This window comes from Nocardia sp. NPDC058666 (assembly GCF_042714895.1).
Classification (GTDB): domain Bacteria; phylum Actinomycetota; class Actinomycetes; order Mycobacteriales; family Mycobacteriaceae; genus Nocardia.
This window is the reverse complement of sequence record NZ_JBHXRY010000005.1, coordinates 231941-255474: the sequence shown is the minus strand read 5'-3', so window position 1 is coordinate 255474 and position 23534 is coordinate 231941. Positions and strand designations below refer to the sequence as shown.

At 65.4% G+C, this 23534-nt stretch carries 26 protein-coding genes and 1 tRNA gene; 13 read left to right on the top strand and 14 right to left on the bottom strand.

The window, feature by feature from the left end:
* Position 1 precedes the first annotated feature (1 nt).
* Genes ACFWVD_RS15050 through ACFWVD_RS15040 form a run of 3 tightly spaced genes read left to right on the top strand, consistent with a single transcriptional unit; the run spans position 2 to position 1384 of the window.
* Positions 2-427 carry a roadblock/LC7 domain-containing protein gene (locus ACFWVD_RS15050; protein ID WP_379242966.1) on the top strand — a complete coding sequence of 142 codons (426 nt, stop codon included), beginning with the start codon at positions 2-4 and terminating at the stop codon, positions 425-427.
* Positions 428-429: 2 nt separating this feature from the next.
* Positions 430-813: a DUF742 domain-containing protein gene (locus ACFWVD_RS15045; protein WP_379242964.1), complete on the top strand. Its 384-nt coding sequence runs from the start codon at positions 430-432 to the stop codon at positions 811-813.
* A complete protein-coding gene (locus tag ACFWVD_RS15040; protein WP_379242962.1) occupies positions 794-1384 on the top strand; it encodes an ATP/GTP-binding protein in 591 nt (196 codons plus the stop codon). Before ACFWVD_RS15045 ends, ACFWVD_RS15040 begins: the two co-directional genes overlap by 20 nt.
* A 51-nt stretch (positions 1385-1435) precedes the next feature.
* Here the strand turns inward: ACFWVD_RS15040 and ACFWVD_RS15035 are convergent, their stop codons facing one another.
* On the bottom strand, positions 1436-1879 hold the full coding sequence (locus ACFWVD_RS15035; protein ID WP_379242960.1) for a hypothetical protein: 444 nt from the start codon (positions 1877-1879) through the stop codon (positions 1436-1438).
* A gap of 198 nt (positions 1880-2077) precedes the next feature.
* Between ACFWVD_RS15035 and ACFWVD_RS15030 the strand changes: the two genes are divergently transcribed.
* Positions 2078-3268: a hypothetical protein gene (locus ACFWVD_RS15030; RefSeq protein WP_379242958.1), complete on the top strand. Its 1191-nt coding sequence runs from the start codon at positions 2078-2080 to the stop codon at positions 3266-3268.
* 15 nt (positions 3269-3283) lie between these two features.
* Here ACFWVD_RS15030 and ACFWVD_RS15025 read toward each other — a convergent pair whose 3' ends face one another.
* Positions 3284-3586, bottom strand: a complete 303-nt coding sequence (locus tag ACFWVD_RS15025) for a low temperature requirement protein A (RefSeq protein WP_379242956.1) — start codon at positions 3584-3586, stop codon at positions 3284-3286.
* Positions 3587-3607: 21 nt separating this feature from the next.
* A complete protein-coding gene (locus ACFWVD_RS15020) occupies positions 3608-4612 on the bottom strand; it encodes a helix-turn-helix domain-containing protein (RefSeq protein ID WP_379242954.1) in 1005 nt (334 codons plus the stop codon).
* Positions 4613-4863: 251 nt separating this feature from the next.
* Here ACFWVD_RS15020 and ACFWVD_RS15015 point away from each other — a divergent pair, with 251 nt between their 5' ends.
* Genes ACFWVD_RS15015 through ACFWVD_RS15000 form a run of 4 tightly spaced genes read left to right on the top strand, consistent with a single transcriptional unit; the run spans position 4864 to position 8083 of the window.
* Complete coding sequence (locus ACFWVD_RS15015; protein ID WP_379242952.1) at positions 4864-5409, top strand: carboxymuconolactone decarboxylase family protein; 546 nt, start codon at positions 4864-4866, stop codon at positions 5407-5409.
* A 53-nt stretch (positions 5410-5462) separates the two neighbouring features.
* Entirely contained in the window at positions 5463-6038 is a 576-nt protein-coding gene (locus ACFWVD_RS15010) for an NADPH-dependent FMN reductase (RefSeq protein ID WP_379242950.1), read from the top strand.
* Complete coding sequence (locus tag ACFWVD_RS15005; RefSeq protein WP_379242948.1) at positions 6035-7201, top strand: MFS transporter; 1167 nt, start codon at positions 6035-6037, stop codon at positions 7199-7201. Before ACFWVD_RS15010 ends, ACFWVD_RS15005 begins: the two co-directional genes overlap by 4 nt.
* Before the next feature lie 15 nt (positions 7202-7216).
* Positions 7217-8083 carry an alpha/beta fold hydrolase gene (locus tag ACFWVD_RS15000; protein WP_379242946.1) on the top strand — a complete coding sequence of 289 codons (867 nt, stop codon included), beginning with the start codon at positions 7217-7219 and terminating at the stop codon, positions 8081-8083.
* A gap of 144 nt (positions 8084-8227) precedes the next feature.
* Here ACFWVD_RS15000 and ACFWVD_RS14995 read toward each other — a convergent pair whose 3' ends face one another.
* Positions 8228-9352: a helix-turn-helix transcriptional regulator gene (locus ACFWVD_RS14995; protein ID WP_379242944.1), complete on the bottom strand. Its 1125-nt coding sequence runs from the start codon at positions 9350-9352 to the stop codon at positions 8228-8230.
* 141 nt (positions 9353-9493) lie between these two features.
* Between ACFWVD_RS14995 and ACFWVD_RS14990 the strand changes: the two genes are divergently transcribed.
* The gene (locus ACFWVD_RS14990) at positions 9494-10621 is read left to right on the top strand and encodes a flavin-containing monooxygenase (protein ID WP_379242942.1); all 1128 of its coding nucleotides are present in this window, start codon (positions 9494-9496) and stop codon (positions 10619-10621) included.
* An 81-nt stretch (positions 10622-10702) separates the two neighbouring features.
* Here the strand turns inward: ACFWVD_RS14990 and ACFWVD_RS14985 are convergent, their stop codons facing one another.
* From ACFWVD_RS14985 to ACFWVD_RS14965, 5 genes are all read right to left on the bottom strand, one after another.
* A complete protein-coding gene (locus ACFWVD_RS14985) occupies positions 10703-11650 on the bottom strand; it encodes an ADP-ribosylglycohydrolase family protein (protein WP_379242940.1) in 948 nt (315 codons plus the stop codon).
* A 294-nt stretch (positions 11651-11944) separates the two neighbouring features.
* Positions 11945-12325 carry a DUF6188 family protein gene (locus ACFWVD_RS14980; protein ID WP_379242938.1) on the bottom strand — a complete coding sequence of 127 codons (381 nt, stop codon included), beginning with the start codon at positions 12323-12325 and terminating at the stop codon, positions 11945-11947.
* A gap of 35 nt (positions 12326-12360) precedes the next feature.
* Entirely contained in the window at positions 12361-13536 is a 1176-nt protein-coding gene (locus ACFWVD_RS14975) for a hypothetical protein (protein WP_379242936.1), read from the bottom strand.
* A gap of 124 nt (positions 13537-13660) precedes the next feature.
* Positions 13661-13960 (bottom strand): WXG100 family type VII secretion target, encoded by a 300-nt coding sequence (locus ACFWVD_RS14970; protein ID WP_379242934.1) that lies wholly within the window; start codon positions 13958-13960, stop codon positions 13661-13663.
* Complete coding sequence (locus ACFWVD_RS14965) at positions 13960-14298, bottom strand: WXG100 family type VII secretion target (RefSeq protein ID WP_379242933.1); 339 nt, start codon at positions 14296-14298, stop codon at positions 13960-13962. The genes ACFWVD_RS14970 and ACFWVD_RS14965 overlap by 1 nt, the downstream gene beginning before the upstream one ends.
* Before the next feature lie 714 nt (positions 14299-15012).
* On the opposite strand from ACFWVD_RS14965, the gene ACFWVD_RS14960 reads away from it, so the two are divergent.
* Positions 15013-15357 (top strand): hypothetical protein, encoded by a 345-nt coding sequence (locus tag ACFWVD_RS14960; RefSeq protein WP_379242932.1) that lies wholly within the window; start codon positions 15013-15015, stop codon positions 15355-15357.
* Between the two features lie 42 nt (positions 15358-15399).
* Here ACFWVD_RS14960 and ACFWVD_RS14955 read toward each other — a convergent pair.
* Positions 15400-15484: transfer RNA gene (locus tag ACFWVD_RS14955), tRNA-Leu, on the bottom strand.
* Positions 15485-15564: 80 nt separating this feature from the next.
* On the bottom strand, positions 15565-15996 hold the full coding sequence (locus ACFWVD_RS14950) for a MarR family winged helix-turn-helix transcriptional regulator (protein WP_379242931.1): 432 nt from the start codon (positions 15994-15996) through the stop codon (positions 15565-15567).
* Between the two features lie 104 nt (positions 15997-16100).
* Between ACFWVD_RS14950 and ACFWVD_RS14945 the strand changes: the two genes are divergently transcribed.
* A complete protein-coding gene (locus ACFWVD_RS14945; protein WP_379242929.1) occupies positions 16101-17222 on the top strand; it encodes an NADH:flavin oxidoreductase in 1122 nt (373 codons plus the stop codon).
* Between the two features lie 112 nt (positions 17223-17334).
* On the opposite strand, the gene ACFWVD_RS14940 is transcribed toward ACFWVD_RS14945, so the two are convergent.
* On the bottom strand, positions 17335-17805 hold the full coding sequence (locus ACFWVD_RS14940) for a hypothetical protein (protein WP_379242927.1): 471 nt from the start codon (positions 17803-17805) through the stop codon (positions 17335-17337).
* Complete coding sequence (locus ACFWVD_RS14935) at positions 17805-18152, bottom strand: GntR family transcriptional regulator (RefSeq protein WP_379242925.1); 348 nt, start codon at positions 18150-18152, stop codon at positions 17805-17807. The genes ACFWVD_RS14940 and ACFWVD_RS14935 overlap by 1 nt, the downstream gene beginning before the upstream one ends.
* Positions 18153-18371: 219 nt before the next feature.
* Here ACFWVD_RS14935 and ACFWVD_RS14930 point away from each other — a divergent pair, with 219 nt between their 5' ends.
* Together ACFWVD_RS14930 and ACFWVD_RS14925 are read left to right on the top strand one after the other, a co-directional pair.
* Positions 18372-19739: an FAD-dependent oxidoreductase gene (locus ACFWVD_RS14930; protein WP_379242923.1), complete on the top strand. Its 1368-nt coding sequence runs from the start codon at positions 18372-18374 to the stop codon at positions 19737-19739.
* A gap of 55 nt (positions 19740-19794) precedes the next feature.
* Positions 19795-21831, top strand: coding sequence for an ATP-binding protein (locus tag ACFWVD_RS14925; protein ID WP_379242921.1), 2037 nt, complete (start codon positions 19795-19797; stop codon positions 21829-21831).
* 91 nt (positions 21832-21922) lie between these two features.
* Here ACFWVD_RS14925 and ACFWVD_RS14920 read toward each other — a convergent pair whose 3' ends face one another.
* A complete protein-coding gene (locus ACFWVD_RS14920) occupies positions 21923-23260 on the bottom strand; it encodes a PLAT/LH2 domain-containing protein (RefSeq protein WP_379242919.1) in 1338 nt (445 codons plus the stop codon).
* Positions 23261-23534 lie beyond the last annotated feature (274 nt).

Below are 23534 nucleotides of genomic sequence, written 5' to 3'. Positions count from 1 at the left end.
AGTGCGCAACGCAACGAACGCTGGCCTGGACTGGCTGATAGACGACCTGGTCAACCGTGTCGCGGGCGTGCGCAGCGCGGTGCTGTTGGCCACCGACGGCCTGCTGATCGCGGGCAGTGCCGACTTGACGCGCGCCGATGCCGAGCACCTGTCGGCGATCGGTTCGGCCTACCGCAGCCTGGCCGGCGGTGTGGGTAACCATTTCGATCTGGGACCGGCACGGCAGACCGTGGTCGAACTGGGTCGGGCGTATCTGCTGGTCACCGAGGCGGGCCCGCGGGCGAGTCTGGTGTTGATCGCCGACGAGGACGCCGACCTGGGACTGGTCGCCTACGAGATGAATCATGTTGTGCTGCAAGCGGGTCCGCATTTGACCGTGGAGGCGCGGACCGCACCGGTCGGTGGCGGACGACGTCGGCAAGGGTAGCGATGACGCTGGACAACGACCACGAGCGGTGGTGGTTCGACGACGAGGCAGGCCCGGTCGCGCGGCCGTACACCTTCACCGGTGGACGCACCCGCAGCAACTCGGGCATCGAACTGGATCTGGTGACGCTGGTGGTCACCGCGTCGGACGCGTCGAGTTGGCAACGGGTCGACTCCGCCTCGGCGCAACTGCTGAGATTCTGTGAACACCCGCTGTCGGTCGCCGAGGCCGCCGCGGGAGTTCACCTGCCGTTGCGGGTGGTCAAGGTGCTGCTCGGCGATCTGATCCACCAACAGCTGATGCTCTACCGCACCGGCACATCGCGGGCCGGCCGACCCGACGTCCACACAATGCAAAGGGTGATCGATGGTATCCGGGCTCTCTGACACCAAGGCGGACCCACCCGAGGTGTCCCTGGACGCCACCACCTTGAAAATCCTGATCTCCGGTGGCTTCGGTGTCGGCAAGACGACCTTGGTGGGCACGATCAGCGAGGTCACGCCGTTGCGCACCGAGGAGACCATGACCGCGGCCGGCGTGGGCGTGGACGACCTGTCCGGCGTCGGCGAGAAGTCCACGACCACCGTGGCCCTGGACTTCGGCCGCATCACCATCGCCGACGATCTGGTGCTGTATCTGTTCGGAATGCCGGGGCAGCAACGGTTCTGGTTCATGTGGAACGAGATGACCGAAGGTGCGCTGGGCGCGGTCGTGCTCGCTGACACCCGCCGCCTCGACGGTTGCTTCGCCGCCATCGACTTCTTCGAACGTCGCGGCATCCCGTTCATCGTCGGCGTGAACTGCTTCGACGGCGTGCAGCTCTACACCGTCGACGCCGTGCGCACCGCACTGGATTTGACTGCGACGGTGCCGATCCTGCTGTGCGATGTGCGCGATCTCGAGTCGACCAAACAGGTACTGGTCGCCCTGCTCACCCACGCCATGTCGCAGCCTTGAGCGGTCACGGCCTTCCGTAGCGGGTGGGCAGTGGGTGGGCTCGGGCCGTGCCTATTCGTCGAAACTGGTGCGCGCGCCGAACGCGAAGCGAACGGCCGCGATGATCACCCCGGCCCAGACGAACGTCCACCAGCCGTGTGCGCTCACTCCGAAACCCGCCCACTCGCTGAACATGGTGAGCAGCCAGAACTTCAGTACGTTCGACGCGATCTCACTGAGCCCGCCGATGTACAGCCGGATCGGCGACACCCCGACCACGATCAGCAGTGCGAGCCCGAGCAGGGCGTACACCAGCCCCTCGAACCCGAAAACCGCCGTGGCACCCCACCATTGCCAACCCTCGGGCATGACGAGCCGCGCGGCATCGAGCCAGCCGACCGCGGCGGCGATCCCGACTGCGTTGCCAAGGGGCATCAACACCGTGCTTGGCGTGCAACCCACTCGAAAGATCGGCTCACCGACACCGAATGCCGGTCCCGCTGGTGGCGGACTCATCTTCAAAGGGTAAGTCCGCCAATGAATTAGGGTGTCGCATTGCGGAGCCGGATAGGTAACGACCCGAAGCCAGTAGTGGGCGTCTTCAGCGGAAAGCTGTGGTCGCATCCCTGAGCAGAGTGCGAACGGCATTGTCGGCCAGTGCATTACGTCCACTCGGACTACCATGGCAGGCAGCGACCACACCGGGGGAGGTGCATGGTGGACCGACGGCTGCCGAACACGGATGAGGCTCGCCAACTGCGCGCCATGGCTGCGGTCGTGCCCGAGCAACTCGAGCAGTTCATCGCGCAGTCCAACAGCGAGGCGCAACGCTGCGCGCGGCGGAAGAAGTGGTCGAAGGCGCACCGTTTCGCGATGGACGTGGTCGTCGGAAGACGGATCTTGATCGAGGTCGACAAGGCTCGGCCGTTCGAACTCGCCGTGGCGCTGGGCGCCTTCGCCGCGTACGCGATGCGCGACGGTCTCACGTTCGATGCCGGGTCGGCGGCCGACGAGGTCGTCGAACTGTGTGAACGGCTCATGCCCTGGGACCTGCGCGAAGCCCGACAGCTCGCCGACGACTTCCGCGCCTGCGGACTGTGTGTGCAAGCGACCGCGATCACGCAACGGGTAATCGGCGCGTACCGCGTGCTGGCAGAGGAGAACCCCGACCACGAACCCGACCTTGCCGCGATGCTGGACCAGTTGGTCTGGGACCACTACCGGACCGAATCCTGGTCGCTGGCACGCGAACCCGCGGCGGAATGCGTCGAACTGTGCCGCCGCATCGCCGCTGCCACACCCGCCTATCGGCCACAGCTGGCACGTGCGTTGACCTCGTTGAGCATGGGCCTGAGCTCCTGCAAGGACCCGTCGGCCGCGCAGTTCGGCGAGGAATCGGTGGCGTTGTATCGCACCCTCGTCGCCGAGGACCCGAAGCACGTCCCGGCGTTTGCGGAGGCATTGACTCAGCGCAGCCGTTGTGATTCCGACCGGGGCCGGTGGGCGGATTCCATCGAGGCGACTCGCGAAGCGATCGAGTTACTGGACGCAGCGCCGCGGACCCAGTCGACGCTCACCCTGCTCGCCGAGTTGACGTTGTGGCACAGCGGCACGTTGCGCGACACCGGCGACATACCCGGTGCGCTCGCGATCGGTAAACGGTCCTATCGCCTGCATTGGCAGGCCGTTGCCGCTGATCGGACAGAGGTCATCGCGCTCGCCGGGGCGATGCTCAGTATGAGCGCGACCTGGGCGCGTGCCGGTCGGCGACGCAAGGCGATCAGGCTGGGCAAGAAGTCAATTCGCATCTACCGCAGGGCCGCCGTGGATGACCCGCACTACGAGGACGAACTCATCTTCGCCACGAAGCACCTGAGATACCTCATTCTGGACACGCGACGGTAGCCAGGTCGGCGAGCTCTACGCATACGCGCTGTGCTGACCCCCTCGAAGAATGCGCATGTCGTCGAAGATCACGACCGCGTAGGTGAGGGCGACCAGCGCGGGCCTGACCCGGTCTGTTGTGGGTCTCGCGGCCAGCGCGTGTTCACCACGTTCGTCATCGAAACCGAAGTAGGCCCACCACATCACATACGCCAAGCGAAGGCCCAGCGCGACCATCGCCACCAGTGCGACGGTGATCGGCTCATCGGCCAGACCGACGCCCAGGGCGACGATCGACTCGCCCAGCGCGGCGAATACCAAGCCAGCCGGATTGCCCACGCGCGGCGGAGCTTCCGCTGTTCAGGACCGGGCGTCGCGGCGGTAGGTCTCCGGGTTCTGCCCGGTCCAGCGCCGGAACGCGCGGCGTAGCGTCCGGGCGTCGGTGTAGCCCAGTCGCGCGGCGATCGCCCGCACCGGCAGGTCGGAGGTGCGCAGTAGGTGCTGCGCGCGTTCTCGGCGAGCAGCGTCGACCTCGTCGCGCCACGTGGTGCCCGCCTCGGCGAGCCTGCGCTGGAATGTGCGTGAGCTGGCGGCGAAACGGGTTGCCACAGTTGCCAAGTCGAGGTCACCTGCGGCGAGGTCGTCCAGAACAGCCGTGCGCAACGCCTGCGGGAACGTAGGGACCGGGTGGCTGTTCGCGATGGTGAGCTCGGCGTGCCTGCGTACCAGTGCGCCCAGATGCGGGTCGGTGCCGGTGGGCAGCGCGCCGATGTCGAGGAAGGTCAGCTGGGCGTGCGGTGCGTCGAAATCGATACGGCGGGTGCCGAAGACGTCGATCAAGTGCCGACGGGTCGGTGGTGCGGGTTGACGCAGCGCAACGTGGACGGGAGTGATCGGCGTGTCGGTCGCCTCACGCATCCGCCGCAGCACGGTCGACAGCACGAATTCCTCCACCGGCGCGATCACCGGACCGGGCTCGATCGCACCGACCCGGATGACCAACAGTCCACCGTCGGACTGCACGGTCCACTCGACGCCGGGATCGGTGACCAGCGCCCGTAGTTCGAAGGCCGCGCGGACGCTGTCGGCCAGCGATGACGCGCTGGTGAACAGATAGTCCCATTCGGGCAGATGGCCGTGCTCGGCTGCCGCGCCCGCGTGCAGGCCGGCGCCGGGTCCGCCGATCGCGTCGATGAGTTCCCAGATGCGCCAGGTCGATTCGGTCGGCACACGGGCCAGATCGTCGGGGATGCCCGCGGGGTCGGGGCCCGGCAGGTGCCGAAGTTCGCCCTCGGCGACGCCGACGCTGCGTGCTGTCGCCCGAATCAGGCGGGCGGTGCGAACCGGGATGGTGCCGTCGATCACCAGCAGATATTAGGTCGGAAACCCCCACTCGGCCACAACGTTTCGATTGGACGTGGTGGCGCGGATAGTCCGCAGCTCGGCGGCTGGAGTCCGGTGGTGGCGACAGTGCCGCGCCGTAGCGTTATCAGTGCGCCCCTACAGCGCTTCCCCCGAATCCCGAACTTTTCACCGGAGTGGGGAATCAATACGCCGTCTCTAACTGTTGAAAGCTCTATCAACGGTTAGTACACACCGAATCAGTGAGGTCTCCGATGTCTCGTCTGCCCCTTGTCCAGCCCGAAACCGCCACCGGCCGCGCCGCGCAACTGCTCGCCGACGTGCAAAAGGGTTTCGGCGTCACACCCAACATGACCAAGGTGATGGTCAACAGCCCCGCCGTGCTCGCCGGCTACCTCGCCCTCACATCCGCGCTGGCGGGCGGCGCGCTGTCGGCGGGCACCCGTGAGCGCATCGCGCTGCTGGTCGCCGAGGAGAACGGCTGCGACTACTGCCTGTCCGCGCACAGCTACATCGGCGAGAACGTCGCCGAGCTCGACCATGAGGAGATCGCGAGCAGTCGGCACGCCGGCTCGGCCGACGATCACGCCAAGGCTGTGCTCGCCTTCACCGTCGCGGTGCTCGAGTCGCGTGGCGGCGTCGCCGACTCAGACCTGGCCCAGGCGCGCGCCGCGGGTCTCACCGATGGCGAGATCGTCGAGGTCGTGGCCGGTGTCGCACTGAATGTGTTCACCAACTACGTCAACAAGGTCGCCGACACCGAGATCGACTGGCCGGTCGTGCGGCACCACTCCCACTGATCATCCGGTGCCGGGTCCCGAGCGGACCCGGCACCTTCCCCGGAAGAAGTTCGATGAGCAACCACACCGTCCTTGCCCTGTCCGGCAGCTTGCGTGCCGACTCGCACAACACCGCCCTGCTGCGCGCCGCCCAGAAGTACAGCGGCGGGCTCGATATCGAGATCTATGACGGCCTGCGCGAAATTCCGCCCTACGACAGGGATTTGGACACCCCCGACCGGCGCCCGGCCGTCGTGGCCGACCTGCGCCGCCGCATCACCGCCGCAGACGGGCTGTTGATCGCCACGCCCGAGTACAACTACTCGATCCCCGGCGTGCTCAAGAACGCCCTGGACTGGGTGAGCACCGACTGGACCAAGACCGAAGGGCTGCCGCTGCTGCGTAAGCCGATCGCGATCCTGGGTGCGGCGCCGACCCAATTCGGTTCGGTGCGTGCGCAACTCGCGTTGCGGCAGGTTTTCGTCTGGACCAACAGCGATGTCGTGGCGAAGCCGGAGGTCATCGCCTTCCGTTCGCACGAACGTTTCGACGACGCGGGCAACCTCGTCGACGAGGCCACCATCGAGCTGCTCGAGGATCTTCTCGCGGTGCTGAGCGTGAAAATCGAACGGGCACAGGGGCAGTCGTGAACGGCGTCGTAACCGGTATGCCGCGTGAGCATCTCGCGTGGGCAGGCCTGGCCGCGATGACCGTGTCGTTCGGCCTGAATTTCACGATGGGCGTGTTCTTCGCTCCGACCGTCGCCGAATACGGCATCTCCGCCACCGCGCTGGCTGTTGCCGCTGCCGCGGGCACCGCGATCACCGGCCTGGTCCAGCACGGCATCGGCAGCCTGCTCGATCGGTTCGGGCCCAAGCTCGTGCTGATCGGCGGGCTCACGTTGATCTCGAGCAGCTATCTCGTGCTGGCCGATGTCACGCGGACCTGGCAGTTCGTGGCCGCCTACATGGTGTTGGGCGGACTGGGGTTCGCGTCCTCGGCGACGCTGACCGTGACCACGCTGCTGGGTCGTGCCCACGGCAGCAACGCCGGGCCCGCCATGGCGCGAGCGGCCATCGGCATCAATGTCGAACAGCTGATCGCACCCTGGTTGGCCACCACGCTGTTCGGTCCGGTCGGGGTGCGCGGCACCTTCGCGATATTGGGTGCGATCGGTCTGGCCGTGACCGCCGTGCTCGCGGTGGTGCTGCCTGCCGACCAGCGCGTTGCTACCAGCGCGGGTGCGGCTCAGTCGCTGGCCGATCAGTGGAAAGTGCTGGTGGGCTTGGGGTTACACGCGGCGACCCTGTACGCGGTGGTCTTGATGCTGCCCAAACACGCGGTGGAGCAGGGCTGGACGGTCACCGGCGCCGGCAGGCTCGTCGCGCTCGCGGCGTTGGCGGCGGGGGTGACCTCGGCGGCGATGGTGCGCCTGCTGCGGCAGCATTCACCGGAAACCCTACTGCGAGCACTGTATTCGGTGCGCCTGGTGGCGCTGCTGGCCGCGATGTTCGTGCCAGGACCGCAGGTCTTGGTCGTGGTGGCAGTGCTGTTCGGCATCGCTTCGTTTCCGGTCATCCCGCTCACCATGGCGATCCTGTCGCGAGGCCTCGACCCCGCCCGAATGGGCCGCACGCTGGCCCCCGCCTGGGTGACCCACCAGCTCGCGGCCGCCGCCGGCCTCGGCGTGGCCACCGTCGTGCATGCCCTCACCGACAGCTACCGCGGCTATTTCGCCCTCGGCGCGATGTTCACCATCGCCGCCGCCCTGTTGATCACCCCGGTTCGCCACCGCGAGCCGGTGACTGTCTAGAAAGAGAGATCCATCATGAGCCAGACCCGCCACCACACCGTCCAGATCCAGGGACAGACCATCTTCTACCGAGAAGCGGGAGACCCGAGCAAGCCCACTGTTCTTCTGCTGCACGGCTTTCCGACCAGCTCGGCCATGTTCCGCAACCTGATCCCCGCCCTCGCCGACGACTACCACGTGATCGCGCCCGACCACCTGGGCTTCGGCCAGTCCGCCGCGCCGGGCGTCGACGAATTCGATTACACCTTCGACTCGCTCACCGACATCACCCTCGAACTGCTCGACACCCTCGGCATCGACCGGTTCGCGATCTACATCCAGGACTACGGCGCCCCCATCGGCCTGCGCATCGCCTCGCGCCACCCCGAACGGATCACCGCGATCATCACCCAGAGCGGCAACGCCTACATGGAAGGCTTCACCCCGTTCTGGGAGGTGCTGTTCGCGCACGCAGGCGATCGCGTCACCCACGAACCCGCGGTCCGCAAGCTACTCGAGCTCGACGCCACGAAATGGCAATACACGCACGGTGTTCCGGCAGACCGGCTGGCGCTGGTCAGCCCCGACACGTGGACGCTGGACCAGGCCTACCTGGATCGTCCCGGCAACAAGGAGATCCAGCTGCAGCTGTTCTTCGACTACAAGAACAACCTCGACGGCTACCCCGGTTTTCAGAAGTACTTCGCCGAACACCGCCCCCCGACGCTGATCACCTGGGGCGAACACGACGAGATCTTCGGTGCCGACGGCGCCCGCGCCTTCCTGGGTGACCTACCCGACGCCGAACTGCACCTGCTCGACGCCGGCCATTTCGCCTTGGAGACACACGGTCCCGAGATCGCCGCGCTGATCCGCGACTTCCTCGGCCGGGTCCTGAACTGAACACATCGGCTGCCGCCTCGCACTCTTGCCGAGGCGGCAGCCGACCGACTCAGTGCGCCGACACCGACCCGAACTCGGGCGCGATTTCCCGAGGCGATTGCGGCTCGACGGACTCCGGGCCAGCCGATGTCGACCATCGTGAACTCAGCTGATGCCCGTTGCGAACCATCCCGAGGGTGGGGAGGCCGCAGGTTCCCAACGTGGCGCGTAGTGCTCGAGAAATATCTGCCCCACCAGTTCCCCGCGGCTGCGCACCCCGGTCTTGTCGAAGATCGACTTCATGTGGTCTTGAATTGTGAAGGCCGACAACGACATCGCGTGCGCCATCTCCTTGGTCGAGCGCCCTTGAATGCACAGCGTAGTGAGATGGCATTCGCGTGGTGACAGGCCGTAGGCCATCGCGATGACGGGCGCGACCTCGTGTGGTGTCGCGGGCTGGATGATGACGGCCGTGCGTCCGTGCTCGGCGCCGGAAAGTCTTGTCCCGTACAGCAATAGCCAAGCCCCGGATCGGGTGCGGACCCGCGAGCGCGCGGCAAGCTCGAGCGGATCGGTGCCCGGTGCGATCGCGCGCGCCCTGGCCGCGATGGCCTGCACAACCTTGGACTCGTACGGCGTCGACGGCGCCGGGACCTCGACAATTTCGTCGATCCACCGTTGTGCGGCGGGTGACACCGATTCCGGGTTGCCCGCGGCATCGAAGATCACCAGACCAGGGCCGTAGTCCAGGCTCGTCACAGCGGCCTGGACCTCGTGCAGCATCGACTGCCGCAGACCGGTCGCCAGCGCGGGCGCCAGTGCGGCGATCGCGGCGACGTGCTCGGCGGTGTAGCACGGCTCGTCCGCATTGCGCAGGAATGCCGCTGCGCCCCAATAGATCCCGTCCGAGACCAGCGAGACGCGCAGCTCGTCACCGACCCCGTACGCCTCCTGCGAACGGTGCCGCGCACTGCGGGACATATCGCCGTCGGTGTCCAGGCTCAGCGCCCCCGCCAACCGGCCACTGTGGGCAAGAATCGACCACTTGTTGACGTCCTCGACCTCGTACTCGTAGCGCGCCAACCAGGATCCAGAGCACCCGATGTTGTAGTTGACGCTGCCGGTGAACAGGATGGTGCCCGGATCGACGGTGTGCCAGCAGCAGCGCTCATGCGGGATCACCGTGCGCAGGGCGTCGCTGACTCGCGCGCTGTAGCTCACCCAGTCCAGCTGCTCGGCGGCGGCCCGCGCGATGTGATCGCGGACGCGTGGCAGCTTGCTCTGCGACATGTCCGAAGCGTATCGCAGCAGGTTACGGGCCGCCTACCCCAGAATTCTGGGATAGGACGCAGGGGCAACCGCGACGATGCTGGTGTCATGACGTTGACCGCGCGAGCTGCCCGGTTCAAGCCGACATTCTAGGAGGACACGATGAGCCGGTATCAAGTCGCCATCGTCGGCGCCGGCACCTCCGGCGTCTCGGCCGCGGTGGCGCTGGCAGACCGTGGCCTCGAGCCGTTGGTGATCGACGGAGCGGATCGCGTCGGTTCTTCCTGGCACAGTCGGTATGAACGGCTGCGACTGAACACCGGCAAGCAGTTCTCGCACCTGCCCAACCGCGCCTACCCCGAAGGCACTCCGACCTTTCCCACACGCGACCAGGTGATCGAGCATCTCGAGCGGCACGCACACGCGGCCGGGATCGAGCTACGCTTGGGCTGCCTCGTAGAACGGCTCGACCGCACGGACGGGCACTGGCGCCTGACCACCTCGACCGGTGCGATCGACGCCACCGAGGTGGTGATTGCGACCGGCTTCGATCACGAGCCCTTCATCCCCGACTGGCCCGGACGCCTTGACTGGAAGGGTGCGCTGATTCATTCCTCGCAGTACCGGAACCCGGTGCGGTACAACGGGAAACGTGTGCTCGTGGTGGGAGCGGGCTGCTCAGGAATGGAAATCGCCTACGATCTCGCCACCGGAGGCGCGGCGAAGGTCTGGCTTTCGGCGCGCACGCCGCCCAACATCATGCTCCGCCAGGGCCCCGGTGGCCTCGCGGGGGACTTCATCGCCACGCCGCTCTACCACGCCCCGGTCCGGATCGCGGACGCCATCGCCCGGTTCGGCCGTAAGCGGACCATCGGCGACCTGCGTGAGTTCGGTCTACCGATCCCCGACGAGGGCATATTCGCCCGCAGCGCTCGGCTCGGCGTGGCGCCGGCGATCGTCGACCTCGACGTCATTGCCGCGATCCGAGACAGGTCCATCGAGGTGGTTCCGGGGGTCGAGTCGTTCGATGCGGACGGTGTGCGACTGGCGGATGGTGCGCGGATCGTCCCGGACGCGATGGTCTGCGCGACGGGGTTTCGCCGCGAACTCGACAAGCTCGTCGGTCATCTCGGCGTGCTGGACGACCGAGGCCGACCGCATGTCACCGGTGAGAAGCCGGCGGCTGAGGGTCTGCGTTTCATCGGGTTCGTGCCCAGGCCGTCGCAGATCGGCTTCGCGGCCAAACAGGCGTCCCGCGCGGCCGAGGCGATCGCGCGGGAACTGCGGTAAAGGTGTTCGCTGAGTGGGCATTTCCGCGACTGCGTCGCGATCTCGACCGGCTCGACGAGCCCGATCCTGTCGGACTCGAGGTCAGCGGCGTGAGCGGTCGATCATGGTGAGCCAGGACGGTAGCGGTTCGCGGGCCGCGAGCCAGTTCTGGGGTACGCCGTTTTCGGTAGCGGTGCCGGTGTAGGCCGCGACGATGCCGCCGGTGATCGCGCAGGTGGTGTCGATGTCGCCGTCCGCTTCGATGCACGCGGCGATGGCTGCCGGGTAGTTGTCGAGATGTGTTGCGGCAGCCCACAATGCGAACGGTACGGTGTCTTGCGCCTTCACCCTGGATCCGTTGCCCAACTCGTGTGCGGCCTCGGCGATGGTTGTGCCGAGCAGGGTGCGGGCGCGATGGATTCCTTGCGTTGTTTCACCAGGTTCGAGACGGTCTAGGACGCAGCTGAGGAATTCTGTTGGGGCTGTCGGGGTTTGGGCGCTGCGTGCATGAGCGGCCTGTGCTGCGGCGACCGCGACCGCGACGGCGCCGGTCACTCCGTCGGGGTTCATGTGGGTGACTTGTGCCGATCGGATCGCTTCGGCGACGGCTCGTTGTGGATCGTCGGCGTAGTACGCGCCCAGCGGGGCGACCCGCATGGCGGCACCGTTGCCGCAGGAACCCTGGCCCTCGAAGGCCGCACTCGCGGTTTCCCTCCACGGTTTGCCGTCGCGGATTCGCCGAAGCGTGGTGACCGTCGCGTGTCCGTAGTCGCGTTCTGGTGAGAACCGGCGCGCGAAGCCCGCGGCCAGTCGATCCTGGTCGATCTGTTGGCGCCGTTGCAGTTCGGCGACCACGCTGCAGGCCATCTCGGTGTCATCGGTCCAATCCCACTGTCCCAGTGGGGGATTACCCGCACGAAGGCCGGACAGCGATCGTCCCATAATGAAGAACTGCGCGCCCAGCGCGTCGCCGACCGACAACCCGTCGAGCGAATCGAGCATCAGTGCGACGCGATCGATGGCGGGGGCCGAACGCCACTTCCATCTCACGATGTCGAGAGCCTTTCCGGTGTGGGTACGTCGTCTGTGTCGCATCGGACCGTAACCGAGCAGACGAATCGCGCCATTGTGCCGGGTATCGATCCCGGCAAGATCAAGTTCACCGCGACCGTCCGGATCATCGCCGATCGCCTGGCCGATCCGGACGCTCTTCCCCCAAGGGAATCCGTCACACCGGCCCCGCCGAGTCGGACCTGTTGCGCGCGTGCGCGTTGCTGATGCGCGTGCGAGCGAGACGATGGTGGCGAACAGTTGGCGACAAGCACCGAGCGCGCTGTCGATTGATTAATCCAGCACCCCCCCGGAAGGCGTTTGACGCCAGGACCTGCCATCGCCGAACTTGGCAGTGGCAACTGCATCATCCCTCCGAGCGAGCAACGTCCAGCCATTCTCAAATTTTACCCGGAGCGTCCCGGACTTGAATCCGACCGAGGAAATGATACGAGCGCAGACCATCTCTTCCACCACAGAGCGATCCCACGTGATCAATGGCCTACGGTCAGGATCGTTCTTGGTTGCGTGCCCAGGTGAAAGTAGTGCAGTGATACCCACGGTAATAACACTACCTTCGTTGGTAGTCAGTTCAATAGCATTGTCTCGCCACGTGGTCGACATGACCGCCTGGCCGCGAAGCGGCAGTATCCAGCGGTCCTCGAGTTCAGTCAATATAGAATCCTTCGATATCGGAAATGCATGGCTGATCATTCTTCGGGCAAGAAGTCTGTGATATTTCCGATGCTATCCTCTGAAACCGTACCATCGGCATTTTTCGGATACGCCTCACCGGTCTTGGTGTCGATCACCACGTCGGGATTCTTAGCTGCGCCGTTGCCGCGCCACGCCCCACCTGCTTTCACCTTGTGAATTGCCTCTCTGATTTCACGTTCAGTTACATCGTATTCCTTTGCCAACTTCCCGACACTGGTGGTCAGCGAGCCGACCGTGAAGGCGCCCGCACCGCCATTGATATCATCGGAGACTTCGAGTAGGAGTACTTTTGTTGTGATGATAGTTGCGAGCGACGTAATTACTGCGCCGGTGTCGGGCACCCCGTCAAAAGCAGTGATTGCGCCGACCGCGCTACCGAATGCGGCCGAGAATCCGAGAATTCTCAGAAGTTTCTGGGCGTTCAACGCAGTTCGGATCGCGGATGTCGCCTGAGTGGCGGCCAGAGCGGCGGTGCCTGCGCCGACCGCTACGGATCCACCCAGAGAGAAGAGCGCTCCAACCACAGCGACGCCGACAGATAGCGCGACTGCCCACTCAAACGAAATGATAGCGCTACGCACAGCTTGGTTGGCATCGACGATGCTAGTTTTGAATTCTCCCAACGGCGCTGCGATATTGCTGGCAGCCAACGTCATCGTATCAGCCGACGTCCCAATCGTGTTGAGATGTTGCTGTATCAGGGCTCGGTTTTCGACTGCATCGAGGTTGTCGAATCGCTGCGAGATAGCCTCAACACGGGATTTCAGACCCGCTAACGCTTCGCTGTTCGCGAACGCACTCCACGTCGCGGAAACCTCACCAAGTGCATCAACATCAGCATTGGGCAGCTTCTTGAATTCGTTAGTGATGTTCTCCATGAACCGGTCGAAGAATTCTCCGCCGTCATCATTACGGTGGACGCCGTTTCCGGAGATTGCCGTCGTAGCCGACGGGAGGTCGACCGTGTACTCCGTCATCGAAACGATCGTCGGGCGTGGTGGTGCAGGGTCGCTGTTGTTGCTGATCCCATAATTATAGCCGGATGCAAACAGGATATTGCCGAAGTTTGTCAGCGCATCGGCCAAGTTCGTACACGCCTGCAAACCCTTACGAGCTTGGTCATCATATGCTCTTGCCCATTCGGTGCAGCCGGGCGCGTCTCCTGCCATGCCAGCACCTTTGGACCGCATACAATCGTGAACGGGTTTATCAGCTGCACGCAATTCTGTGGCTAGATCGTGACATTCCTTGCCAGCCGCATAATAAGATACCCAATCGACGTACATCGCTCACTCACTCACCTGAAAGCATGCGCCGGTTGGTATCGATCGCTGCGGAATATTGAGTGTGAGCAGATTTAGCTGACGCACTCATCTCGCGAATGCCCTCCGCGAATTCCCGTGCGCCAGTTGCCCATTGCTGGTGTGCGACTTGGTAGGCATCCGCGGCGACACTTTCCCACCCGGTGCCGACGAGTGTCGCAACTCTGTCGTCGATCTCATCGAGGTGCTCTGCGACAAAGCTGGCCAGTCCAGCCACCTTGGCGACAATGTCTTCGAGATGGTCGAGGTCGAGCGAGAATTCCGACCCCATCACAGACCCGGCAGATCTAGACTGAATGCACCGAGGTCTGCACTGAACGATTGGTCAGCCTGGCTATACGTATCGGCAGACACGCCTAGTTTTTCTGCCATTTCTGTGAGAGCACTGATTACGGCGACACCACCCGAACGAGTCTCGGACCAGGCGGTCGCGAACGACTCAGCGTAGTCGCCGGTCCAGCTCCCTCCAGCGCACGCATCTACCTCGCGAGATGCAATGTCGAGAGCCTGGCGTAGTGTATCAGCGAGGCCATACACGAAAGTACCTACGTCGCGGACTTTTTCGGGAACAACCGTCAGCGACTGGCCGTCCCCCCCAAGGGTGCTCATGGACACGATTCTAGTACAGACTCGCGCTTTCGCTGGCTGTGGCGGTGGTCCAAGCGTGGGGTGCGGCGATCTGCGTTCGGGGCAGACCTGAACGTCGCAGTGCGGTTTGAGGCCTCGGATTCCGGTTGCCATGCACATCGGGCGGGCTGGGTCGCTCAGCCGCGTGGGTTGTGGTCGTCGTACTCGAAGACGCTGACTGTGCGGAGGTGCTCGCCCTCGTCGGCGGTGAGGGCTCAGGCTTGGCCCATGCCGGTCGGAAGTCAGTAGTACCAGCCGTCGCGCAGGTGGACGTAGCACCGGTAGGCGGTGTCGGCGCTGGCGTACGCGAAAGCTTCGCGAAGCGGAAACTCGATCAGGCATGCCCTCAACCAGAGACTGCGCTTACGAGATGGGCACGTCGGGTACGGGGGTCTGCCGGAGTACCGCGTCGCGGGCTCGGCACCGCCATCCTTCAGCACGGTGTCGTTGTTGCCTGATCTATCGGCATAGACCGAATCCTGGTCACATGCGACAACAACAACCGCGGATCGCGGCGGGTAATCGAACCCTGTTGTGGCACACTGGAATCGGTCGAACCATGGACCGATGGTGGCGACATTCGCCGGTACTGGATCAGCTGATAGGACAATGGAGACCATCACCGAATCGGCCTCACACACGATGCCGTGTATCGAGTGCGGAAAGCCCTCAGAGTCCACCGTCACTGAGGCGCTGGTGGGCGCAGACCACCGGTGGGACGTAGACGGCCAATGCTCGGAATGCGGGTGCGTGTGGGCGGACTGCGGTTACCAGCAGCCACTCGCGGGCTTTCGTGACACGATCCTGGCCGCGAATGGGCCGACAGTCCTCGAAAGCCAGACTGGCGGTGCGTCTTTGGTGACGGTGATGCGAGCATTGCGCTCCGCGAGGTCGCTGTCGTTGGTGCAGGCCCGGATCATGGCCGAGGAGTTGTGCGAGGCGGGGCTCGAGGGCACACGAGTCGAGATGGAAATCCTCGCGCGCCGACTTCGCACGTCGGGCGTGGACGTGAGTATTCGATCCGGCCACAGCAAATTCTGAACGAAGAAGGCCCCGATCTATACGATCGGGGCCTTCTGTACGTGTCCGGAGGGGGACTTGAACCCCCACGTCCGTTAAAGGACACTAGCACCTCAAGCTAGCGCGTCTGCCATTCCGCCACCCGGACTTGTTGGTGTGCCAAAAGATTATCCGACACACTGTCGTAAACCAAATCGCCTAGCTGACCTGCGGCTTTACTTCGTGACGTCACACGGGTCGCGGAGCGAAAACCTGCTCCAGTAGCGCCCGCAGACGGTCCCGGTCCTGGTTGCTGAGTCGGTCCAGCCCGTCCTGCGTGACACGCATTTTCGCGCGAATGGCGTCGACCACACGTTCACCCTCGGTTGTGATGACGAGATTTGTGACACGTCGGTCGGTGGGGTTGGTTTCGCGGCGGACCAGGTCGCGCTTTTCCAGGCGGTTGATGATCCCGGTGATGTTGGAGGCGTCACAGGCCAGGGTGTGGGCCAGGGCGCGCATCGCGACGGGGCCTCGGCGTAGGACGGTCAGGGTTTTGCCTTGGCTCGCGGTGAGGTTTTCGCTGGCCGCGGCGGTGGTGAAGTCGCCGTAGTAGGCGCCCAGTGACACCGAGAGCAGCTCCATGAGCTGGGCCGTATCGACGTGGGGTGCTTCTTCCATACCGACCAGCCTAGCCGCAGAAACTTGACTATCTCAAATAGTTACCTCTAGCGTGGGGGTATTGCTTGAAGTTCTCAACCTTCGATGTTGTCAAGGAGTATCCAGTGATCGTCACCGACGTCTCTCGTACGGCCCAGGTCCTGTCGCGGCCCGTCATGCTGAACGGCCTGACCGTGCCCAACCGCATCGCGATGGCGCCGATGACGCGCATGTTCTCGCCGGAGGGCATTCCCGGTGACGATGTGCGGTCGTATTACGCCCGTCGCGCCGCCGCCGGTGTCGGCCTGATCATCACCGAGGGGACGTACGTCGGCCACGATTCGGCCGGGCAGAGCGACCGGGTGCCGCGTTTCCACGGTGCGGAGCAGCTCGCGGGATGGGCGAAGGTCGTGCAGGACGTGCACGCCGCGGGAGGCAAGATCGTGCCGCAGCTGTGGCATATCGGCATGGTCCGCAATCAGGGAGAACCGCCGTTCGTCGATGCTCCCGCGGTCGGCCCTTCCGGCATTCGCGTCGACGGCACCGAGGGTGCAGGCAAGGCGATGACCCGGCGTGACCTGGACGACGTGATCAGCGCTTTCGCCGAGGCTGCCGCGGCGGCTGAACGCATCGGCTTCGACGGCGTCGAACTGCACGGCGCGCACGGCTATCTCCTCGACCAGTTCCTGTGGGAGCGCACGAACCGCCGCGACGATCTGTACGGCGGTGACTCGGTGGCCCGCACGCGGTTCGCCGCGGAGATCGTGGCTGCGGTGCGGGCGGTCGTCTCGCCCGACTTCCCGGTGATCTTCCGGTACTCCCAGTGGAAGCAGGAAGCCTACGACGCGCGCCTGGCCCAGACCCCGCAGGAACTGGAGGCCATCCTCGCGCCGCTCGTGACTGCCGGCGTCGACGCCTTCCACGCCTCCACCCGCCGCTACTGGCTGCCCGAATTCGACGGCTCCGACCTGAACCTGGCCGGTTGGACCAAGAAACTCACGGGCAAGCCCACCATCACCGTCGGCTCGGTCGGCCTCGACGGCGACTTCCTCCACGCCTTCCGCGGGCAGGGCGCCGAACTGGGCAATCTCGACAACCTGCTCGATCGCATGGAACGCGATGAGTTCGACATGGTGGCGGTCGGCCGCGCCCTGCTCCAGGATCCGGAGTGGGCGGCCAAGGTCCTCGCAGGTCGGGTCGACGAGCTGAAGCCTTACGACGCGGCGGCGTTGAAGACCTTGAGCTGATCCCCTCAGGCTCCGATCGAGGTGCATCCCAAAGGTCCGACTGCGGCCCATCCGAACATCAACCCGAGCTCCGGCCTGCATGCCGACCTTTCTGGCCACGGCAGATGGGCTTTCACTGAGTCGCGGTAGTGCCGAGCGTCGACATGGCCTTCTGGGGGTCAGTCACCGACACGGTGACATCGCGGCCGTCGGACAGGCGCAACCGCAGCGCGGGACCACTGCGCAATGTCAGTAGCCAGCCCCGCGTCGGCAGCCAGAACATCCCCCAACTCCACGGACTCCACCAGGGAATGTCGATGACCTCGACGTGGGCGATAGTCGCTGCGGCATAGGCGAATCGAGGCAGACCGAGGACGCCGAAGCTGGCGGTCAAACCGGTGGGGCCGGTACTCACACGCAGGCTGGTCGCGGTCGCGATCATGGCGATCACGAGCACGACTCCGGCCGCGACCGGGACAGCGGCGCCAGTCCACGGCCCATTGGACGAGGCGCCGATCGCCAACACCGGGACTGTGGCGGCAATAGCGAGCCACAGCATCGGCCAGTTGGTGACGCGGCAGGTGTACACCGTCGACTCGGGCATTACATCAACTCCTCGATCAAGCCGAGCACCTCGGCTTTGCGGTATCCCTGCGCCAGCGCGACCTCGATCAGTTGTCGAGCGGCCTGTTCGACCGGCGCCGAACTGGCGGCGGTCGAGGTCACCCGAACTCCACGTCCGCGCCGGAAGTCCACCACCCCTTCCTCGCGTAGATGCCGGTAGGCGGCCAGGACGGTGTTGCGGTCGACCGACAATGCCGCAGCCAACTCCTTCGCCGGCGGTAGCTGTTCGTTGACAGCCAACTCGCCGGCGCTGACCGCCCGGCGGACGCACGCTGCGATCTGGTCTTGCAGCGTTGCCTTTGAGTTCTGATCGATGCGCCACAACATGGTGCTAATAAGACTAGCACCAATCTGCTCTAGCTCGGCGTGCGCTCGGGTCTGGAGACCGATCCCAACAACAAGGTTGGCCGTCGGCACGTCATCAACACCTCGCGATGTGGGACATCGAGCTGCTCGGCCGTTGAAGTTGGGTAGCGAAATGGACTGGTAACCGAGCAGTTGAATGTCGCACGCTCGCACCATCGCTGAGACTGCAGGAGGTGCGCGATGGTTCGCAGAGGTGAACACGCAGTGGTACTCGGTGCGAGCATGGCAGGTCTGCTCGCCGCCCGAGTGCTGTCCGATTCCTACGACCGGGTCACCGTGGTGGAACGAGATCGCCTCGACGGTGGGTTCGAAACACGGCGCGGGGTTCCGCAGGGCAAGCACGTGCACGCGTTGCTGCCCAGCGGATCACAGGCGCTGGAGCAGCTGTTTCCCGGGCTGCTCGACGAGCTAGAGGCCGCCGGGACCGAGGTGATCGATGACTACACCGGGTTCTATTTCTCGATCGCGGGCAACCGTCTGTCGGCGCACGCGAAGCCCGGTGTGCGGACCTATCTGCCGACCAGGCCGCATCTGGAAGGCCGAGTGCGCGAACGTGTTCGGGCGCTGACGGCACTGCGGTTCGCCGACGGCCGCGATGTGGTCGGCCTAGTCGCGAACGAGTCGCGCGACCGGGTCACCGGTGTCAGGATCATCGCCCGCACGGCGGGCAGCGCGGAGGAAGTTCTCGCGGCCGACCTCATTGTGGACGCCATGGGCCGAGGTACCCGGACCCCGGCCTGGCTGAGCGAGCTCGGCTACGAAATGCCCGCCGAGGACGAGGTTTCCGTCCACATCGGGTACTCGAGTGTGTCGCTGCGGCTGCGTCCGGGGACCGAACCGGAGAATCTGGTCTTGATCGGTCCTGCTCCCGACCGGCCCATCGGGATGGCGTTGCTCGCCAACGAGGACGGCACCTGGTTGTTCACCGCGACCGGGTATCGAGATCATCACCCCGGCACGAGTTTCGACGAACTGGTCGAGTTCGTGGCAGCGTTCGCCCCACCGCATGTGCTCGACGCATTGCGCGCCGCGCAGGCGCTGTCCCCAGTGGCGACCTACCGGTACGACGCCAACCGTCGCCGCCGCTACGACCGGGCGCGCCGACTGCCGCGCGCGCTGATCGTCGCCGGTGATGCGCTGTGCGGTTTCAACCCCATCTACGCACAGGGCATGTCGGCGGCCGCGCTGCAGGTGATGGCGTTGCGGGAGTGCCTGCGCACGGGCGGCGACGACGTGGAACGCCGGTACTTTCGCAAGGCGATCGCCGCGGTGGATGTCGCCTGGCGGCTCGCGGTGGGCGCCGACCTGACCCAACCCCTGGTGGAAGGGACCCGGACACTCCAGATCCGGCTGGTCAACGCCTATGTCCGGCGGCTGCTGGAAGTGGGCAGGCACGACCCGATCGTCGCCGCGCGATTCCTGCGGGTCTCGGCCCTGCTCGACCATCCCGCGCGGTTGTTGCGCCCTGGCACCCTGGCGCGGGTGTCGGTCGGAATGCACAAGCGGGTGGACACGGCGTCAGCGCGACCGGCGGCGTTCGCACGGTGAGAATCGGCTGCGGCGAGCGGGCCCCGTCGATGATCGGACCTGGTAGATATAGGCCATGATCGAGGACACGATGACCGTGGCTGATCGGCTCCGATCAGCGCGTCGGCGGCGGTTCGTCGGGCGGGCAGGCGAAGTGGAATTGTTCCGCGCGGCGCTGGACGCGGACGAACCTCCGTTCACGGTGCTGTTCCTGCACGGGCCGGGCGGGATCGGCAAGTCCGCGCTGCTGGCGGAAATGGTCGAGCTGGCCGAACTCGCGGGCGCGGCGACCACACGGGTGGACGGACGCACCGTCGAGCCGTCTCCCTCGGCGCTTCGCGCGGCGTTGGCTCCGTCGCCGAGCGCGTCGTCGGTCGTATTCATCGACACTTTCGAACGTCTTGCGCCACTGGAGGATTGGTTGCGCGAGTCCTTGCTCCCCACGCTGGCGACGAACGTCGTTGTGGTGATCGCCAGCCGTCATCCACCTGCCCGCGCGTGGTCAGACGACCCCGGTTGGCGGGATCTGCTGCGGACGATCTCGTTGCGCAACCTCGCACCCGACGACGCCCGCGCCTACCTGCGGGTCGCCGCCGTGCCCGCGGACAAACACGACCGGCTGCTGGCGCTCACCCATGGCCACCCGCTGGCGTTGTCGTTGCTGGTCGACGTGCTCGCGCAGACCGCCGGTGAACTGCCCGCCGCGCTGGTGCAGGCCCCCGACGCGGTCCGCGCGCTGCTCGCCCGGTTCGTCGATTCGGTGCCGAGCCGGCGTCATCGGGCCGCGCTCGAGGTGTGCGCGCACGTCCGGTTCACCACCGAGGCGCTGCTGCGGGCCGCGCTCGGCGAATCCGATTGCGCCGATGTCTTCGACTGGTTGCGCGGGCTGGCGATCATCGAACCGGGGCCGCTCGGACTGGCACCGCACGAGATCGCCCGCGACGTCCTCGACGCCGACCTGCGGTGGCGTGATCCTGAGTCCTACCTCGATGTGCATCGACGGGTGCGCGCGCACCTCATCGAGGTGCTCGACGCCACCGCGCAGCAAGCGCGCTGGCCCGTCGCCGACCTGGTCTTCCTGCACCGCCACAACCCGTCCATTTCGGCGTATTGGGATTGGTCGAGCTTCGGTCGGGCCTTTCCCGACCGGTACCGCGCCGAGTACCGGGAGTCGATCCTGGCGATGACGAAGCGGCATCAGGGCCCCGAGCAGGCCGAGTTGGTGGACTTCTGGTTGGCTCGCCAGCCCGAACAGTTCGTCGTGGTCCGGGCTTCGGGCAGCGCGCCGATCGGCTATTTCTGTCGGCTGGCCCTGCACGAGGCGACCGAGGCCGAGCTGGCCGCCGACCCCGGCACTCACACCATGTGGGATTACGCGACCAGATATGGCGGGCCCCGACCGGGCGAGCCGGTGCACGCGGGGCGCTTCCTCGTCGACGCGGAACTGAACCAACTCCCGTCATCGACCATCAATGTGGTGACGGCCTGCTCGACGCAGTTCTGGTTGTCCCGCCCGGATCTGACCTGGGATTTCATCGGCGCTTTCGAGGCATCGCAGGCATGGGAGCCCTTCATGTCCCATATCGATTTCCATCGTGCGCACGAGGCTGAATTCGAGGTCGGTGGCCGTCGATACGCGGTGTACGCCCATGACTGGCGGAGGGTGGGCATTCCCGAGTGGCTCGATCGGACCAGTGATCGTGTCATCGGCGCGGTCCCCGCGCGACTCGCACTGCCCAACCCGCTACTGGTGCTGTCTCAGCCCGAGTTCGCCGACGCGGTCCGCTCAGCGTTGCGCGAGCTCGGCCGCGGCGGCGGTCTCGAACGAAATCCGCTGCTTCGGTCGAAGGTGGTTGCTGATCACGCGGGCCCGAACACCGGCGCCGCCCTGCGTGAGTTGCTCATCGCGATCGTCGAGTCGGTGCGCGAGGACTCGCGCGGCGAGAAGCTCTATCGCGTTCTCGACCGCACCTACCTGCGGCCGGCGCCGACACAGGAGCGGGCCGCCGAACAACTCGGGCTACCGTTCTCCACCTACCGGCGCCACCTGACCCAGGGGATCGAGCGAGTAGTCGCCAAGATGTGGCATGCCGAGCTCTACGGAACCGGCTGACCGGCCATACAGAAGGCCCCGATCAAAACGATCGGGGCCTTCTTCGTTCAGAATTCGAGCCGCGGGATCAGTGGCCGAGACCTGTTCAGGATCAGAGGAATGGGCCGAACGCCCTGCCCGCGTCACCCAGTTTCTCGAAGAACGACCGTTCCGGTGGCGGCGGCGGGACCGGAGTCCAGGCCATGTACAACTTCCCGTCGAAGGCCGCGAGTGCGGGGCCGACGCCGGTATTCACATTCGCGTTCTGTTCGGGCTTGCTCCAGGCTTTGCCGTCATAGGACGCCCACCAGATCGCGGGGGCGTCGGCCGCCTTCCACGCCAGGTACAGCCGGCCGTCGTAGGTGGCGAGTGCGGGACTGACGTGGGTTGCCGCGTTGGCGATCGACAGCGGCTTGCTCCAATTCTTGCCATCGCAGATCGACCAATAGATCTTGGTGTCGGAACTGCTCTTCCACGCCAGATGGACCTGATCATTGAAGGTGGACAGTGCCGGGCTCGCCGACGAAGTGGCGTCGGGAACCTTGTGTTGCTCCTGCCAGGTGAGGCCGTCCGCCGAGGCAGACCACCAGATCTGCTGGTCGCCTCCTGATCCCTGCCACGCCAGGAACAGCCCGTCGTGATGCTGTGCCGCTGTGGGGCCGTCATCGGAGGAGGACCCGATGCCGAGGTTGCGGCTGGGCTGCCAAGCCCCGTCGCCGAAAGTGGACGACCACAGTGTGGTGTTGCCATCGCCGCCGCGTGCGATCTGTACGACGCCGTTCTTGGCGGGGTTGGGCGCCAGAGACGGCCGACTCCACGACGATCCCTCCGGTTGCTGCTGGTCCTCGCGCCAGTTCTGCCCATCGGTGGTGCTGGTCCACCACAGGGTCTGGTCACCGCGGCCCTTCCAAGCGAGGAACAGTGTGGTGTCCACCGCGGCCAGGGTCGGCTGTTTGTCGGTGACGGCGGACAAGGCCTGGTAGGGGCTCCATGCTCGACCGTCGAAGCTGGACAGATAGATTCGCTGGTCGCCGGGGTTGACGGGTGTGAGCGGAAAGAGTTGGTTGAGAATCCCCGCCACGTCGTGGGTGGCCTGATCGCCACCGGTGTTGGTGGTGGTGACCTCTTTGCTGCGCTGAAACCAGGTATTGGCGGCGATGTGCCAGGTCTTGTTGGTGCCGTCTTCGACGACGGTGATCCATTCCAGGTGCCAGTCCGACCCCAGGCCCGTGGGGTCGAGCTCGACTTCGAGTGCGGTCCCCGGCTGTATGTTGACACTCGCGTCGATGTGGTAGGTGTCGCGGCTTCCGGCCTCGAAGTCGTTGCCTGCGTGATCCAGTGTGAACCAGTCGGTCAGTCCATAATTGTCGCGATTGAAGCGAACCTTGACTGTGCCGTCGGTTCCCCCTCCTGACACATTTCCCGTCTGAACAGTCAGGTTGTAACCCATGCCGAACCTCCCGGTGGAACGCGCTGCGGTGAATCACGGTCAACCCTCGTCGCTGAGGTGAGTCAACGAAATCACATGTGCCACAACGATGTTGGGTGATCTGGCCAAAACGACAGGACCGGGCGGTTTGCTCGAAGGTCCGGCGCCTCGCGCGAAGGGGATCAGCTGTAGGCCCGCTGATTGATAGTGTGGGCGAAACGCCAGTGTGCGTGGCTCGAACGTTTCGTGTGTTGTGTGAATCTCGGTGTCGGACTCCAGAGATCGGAACAGCTCG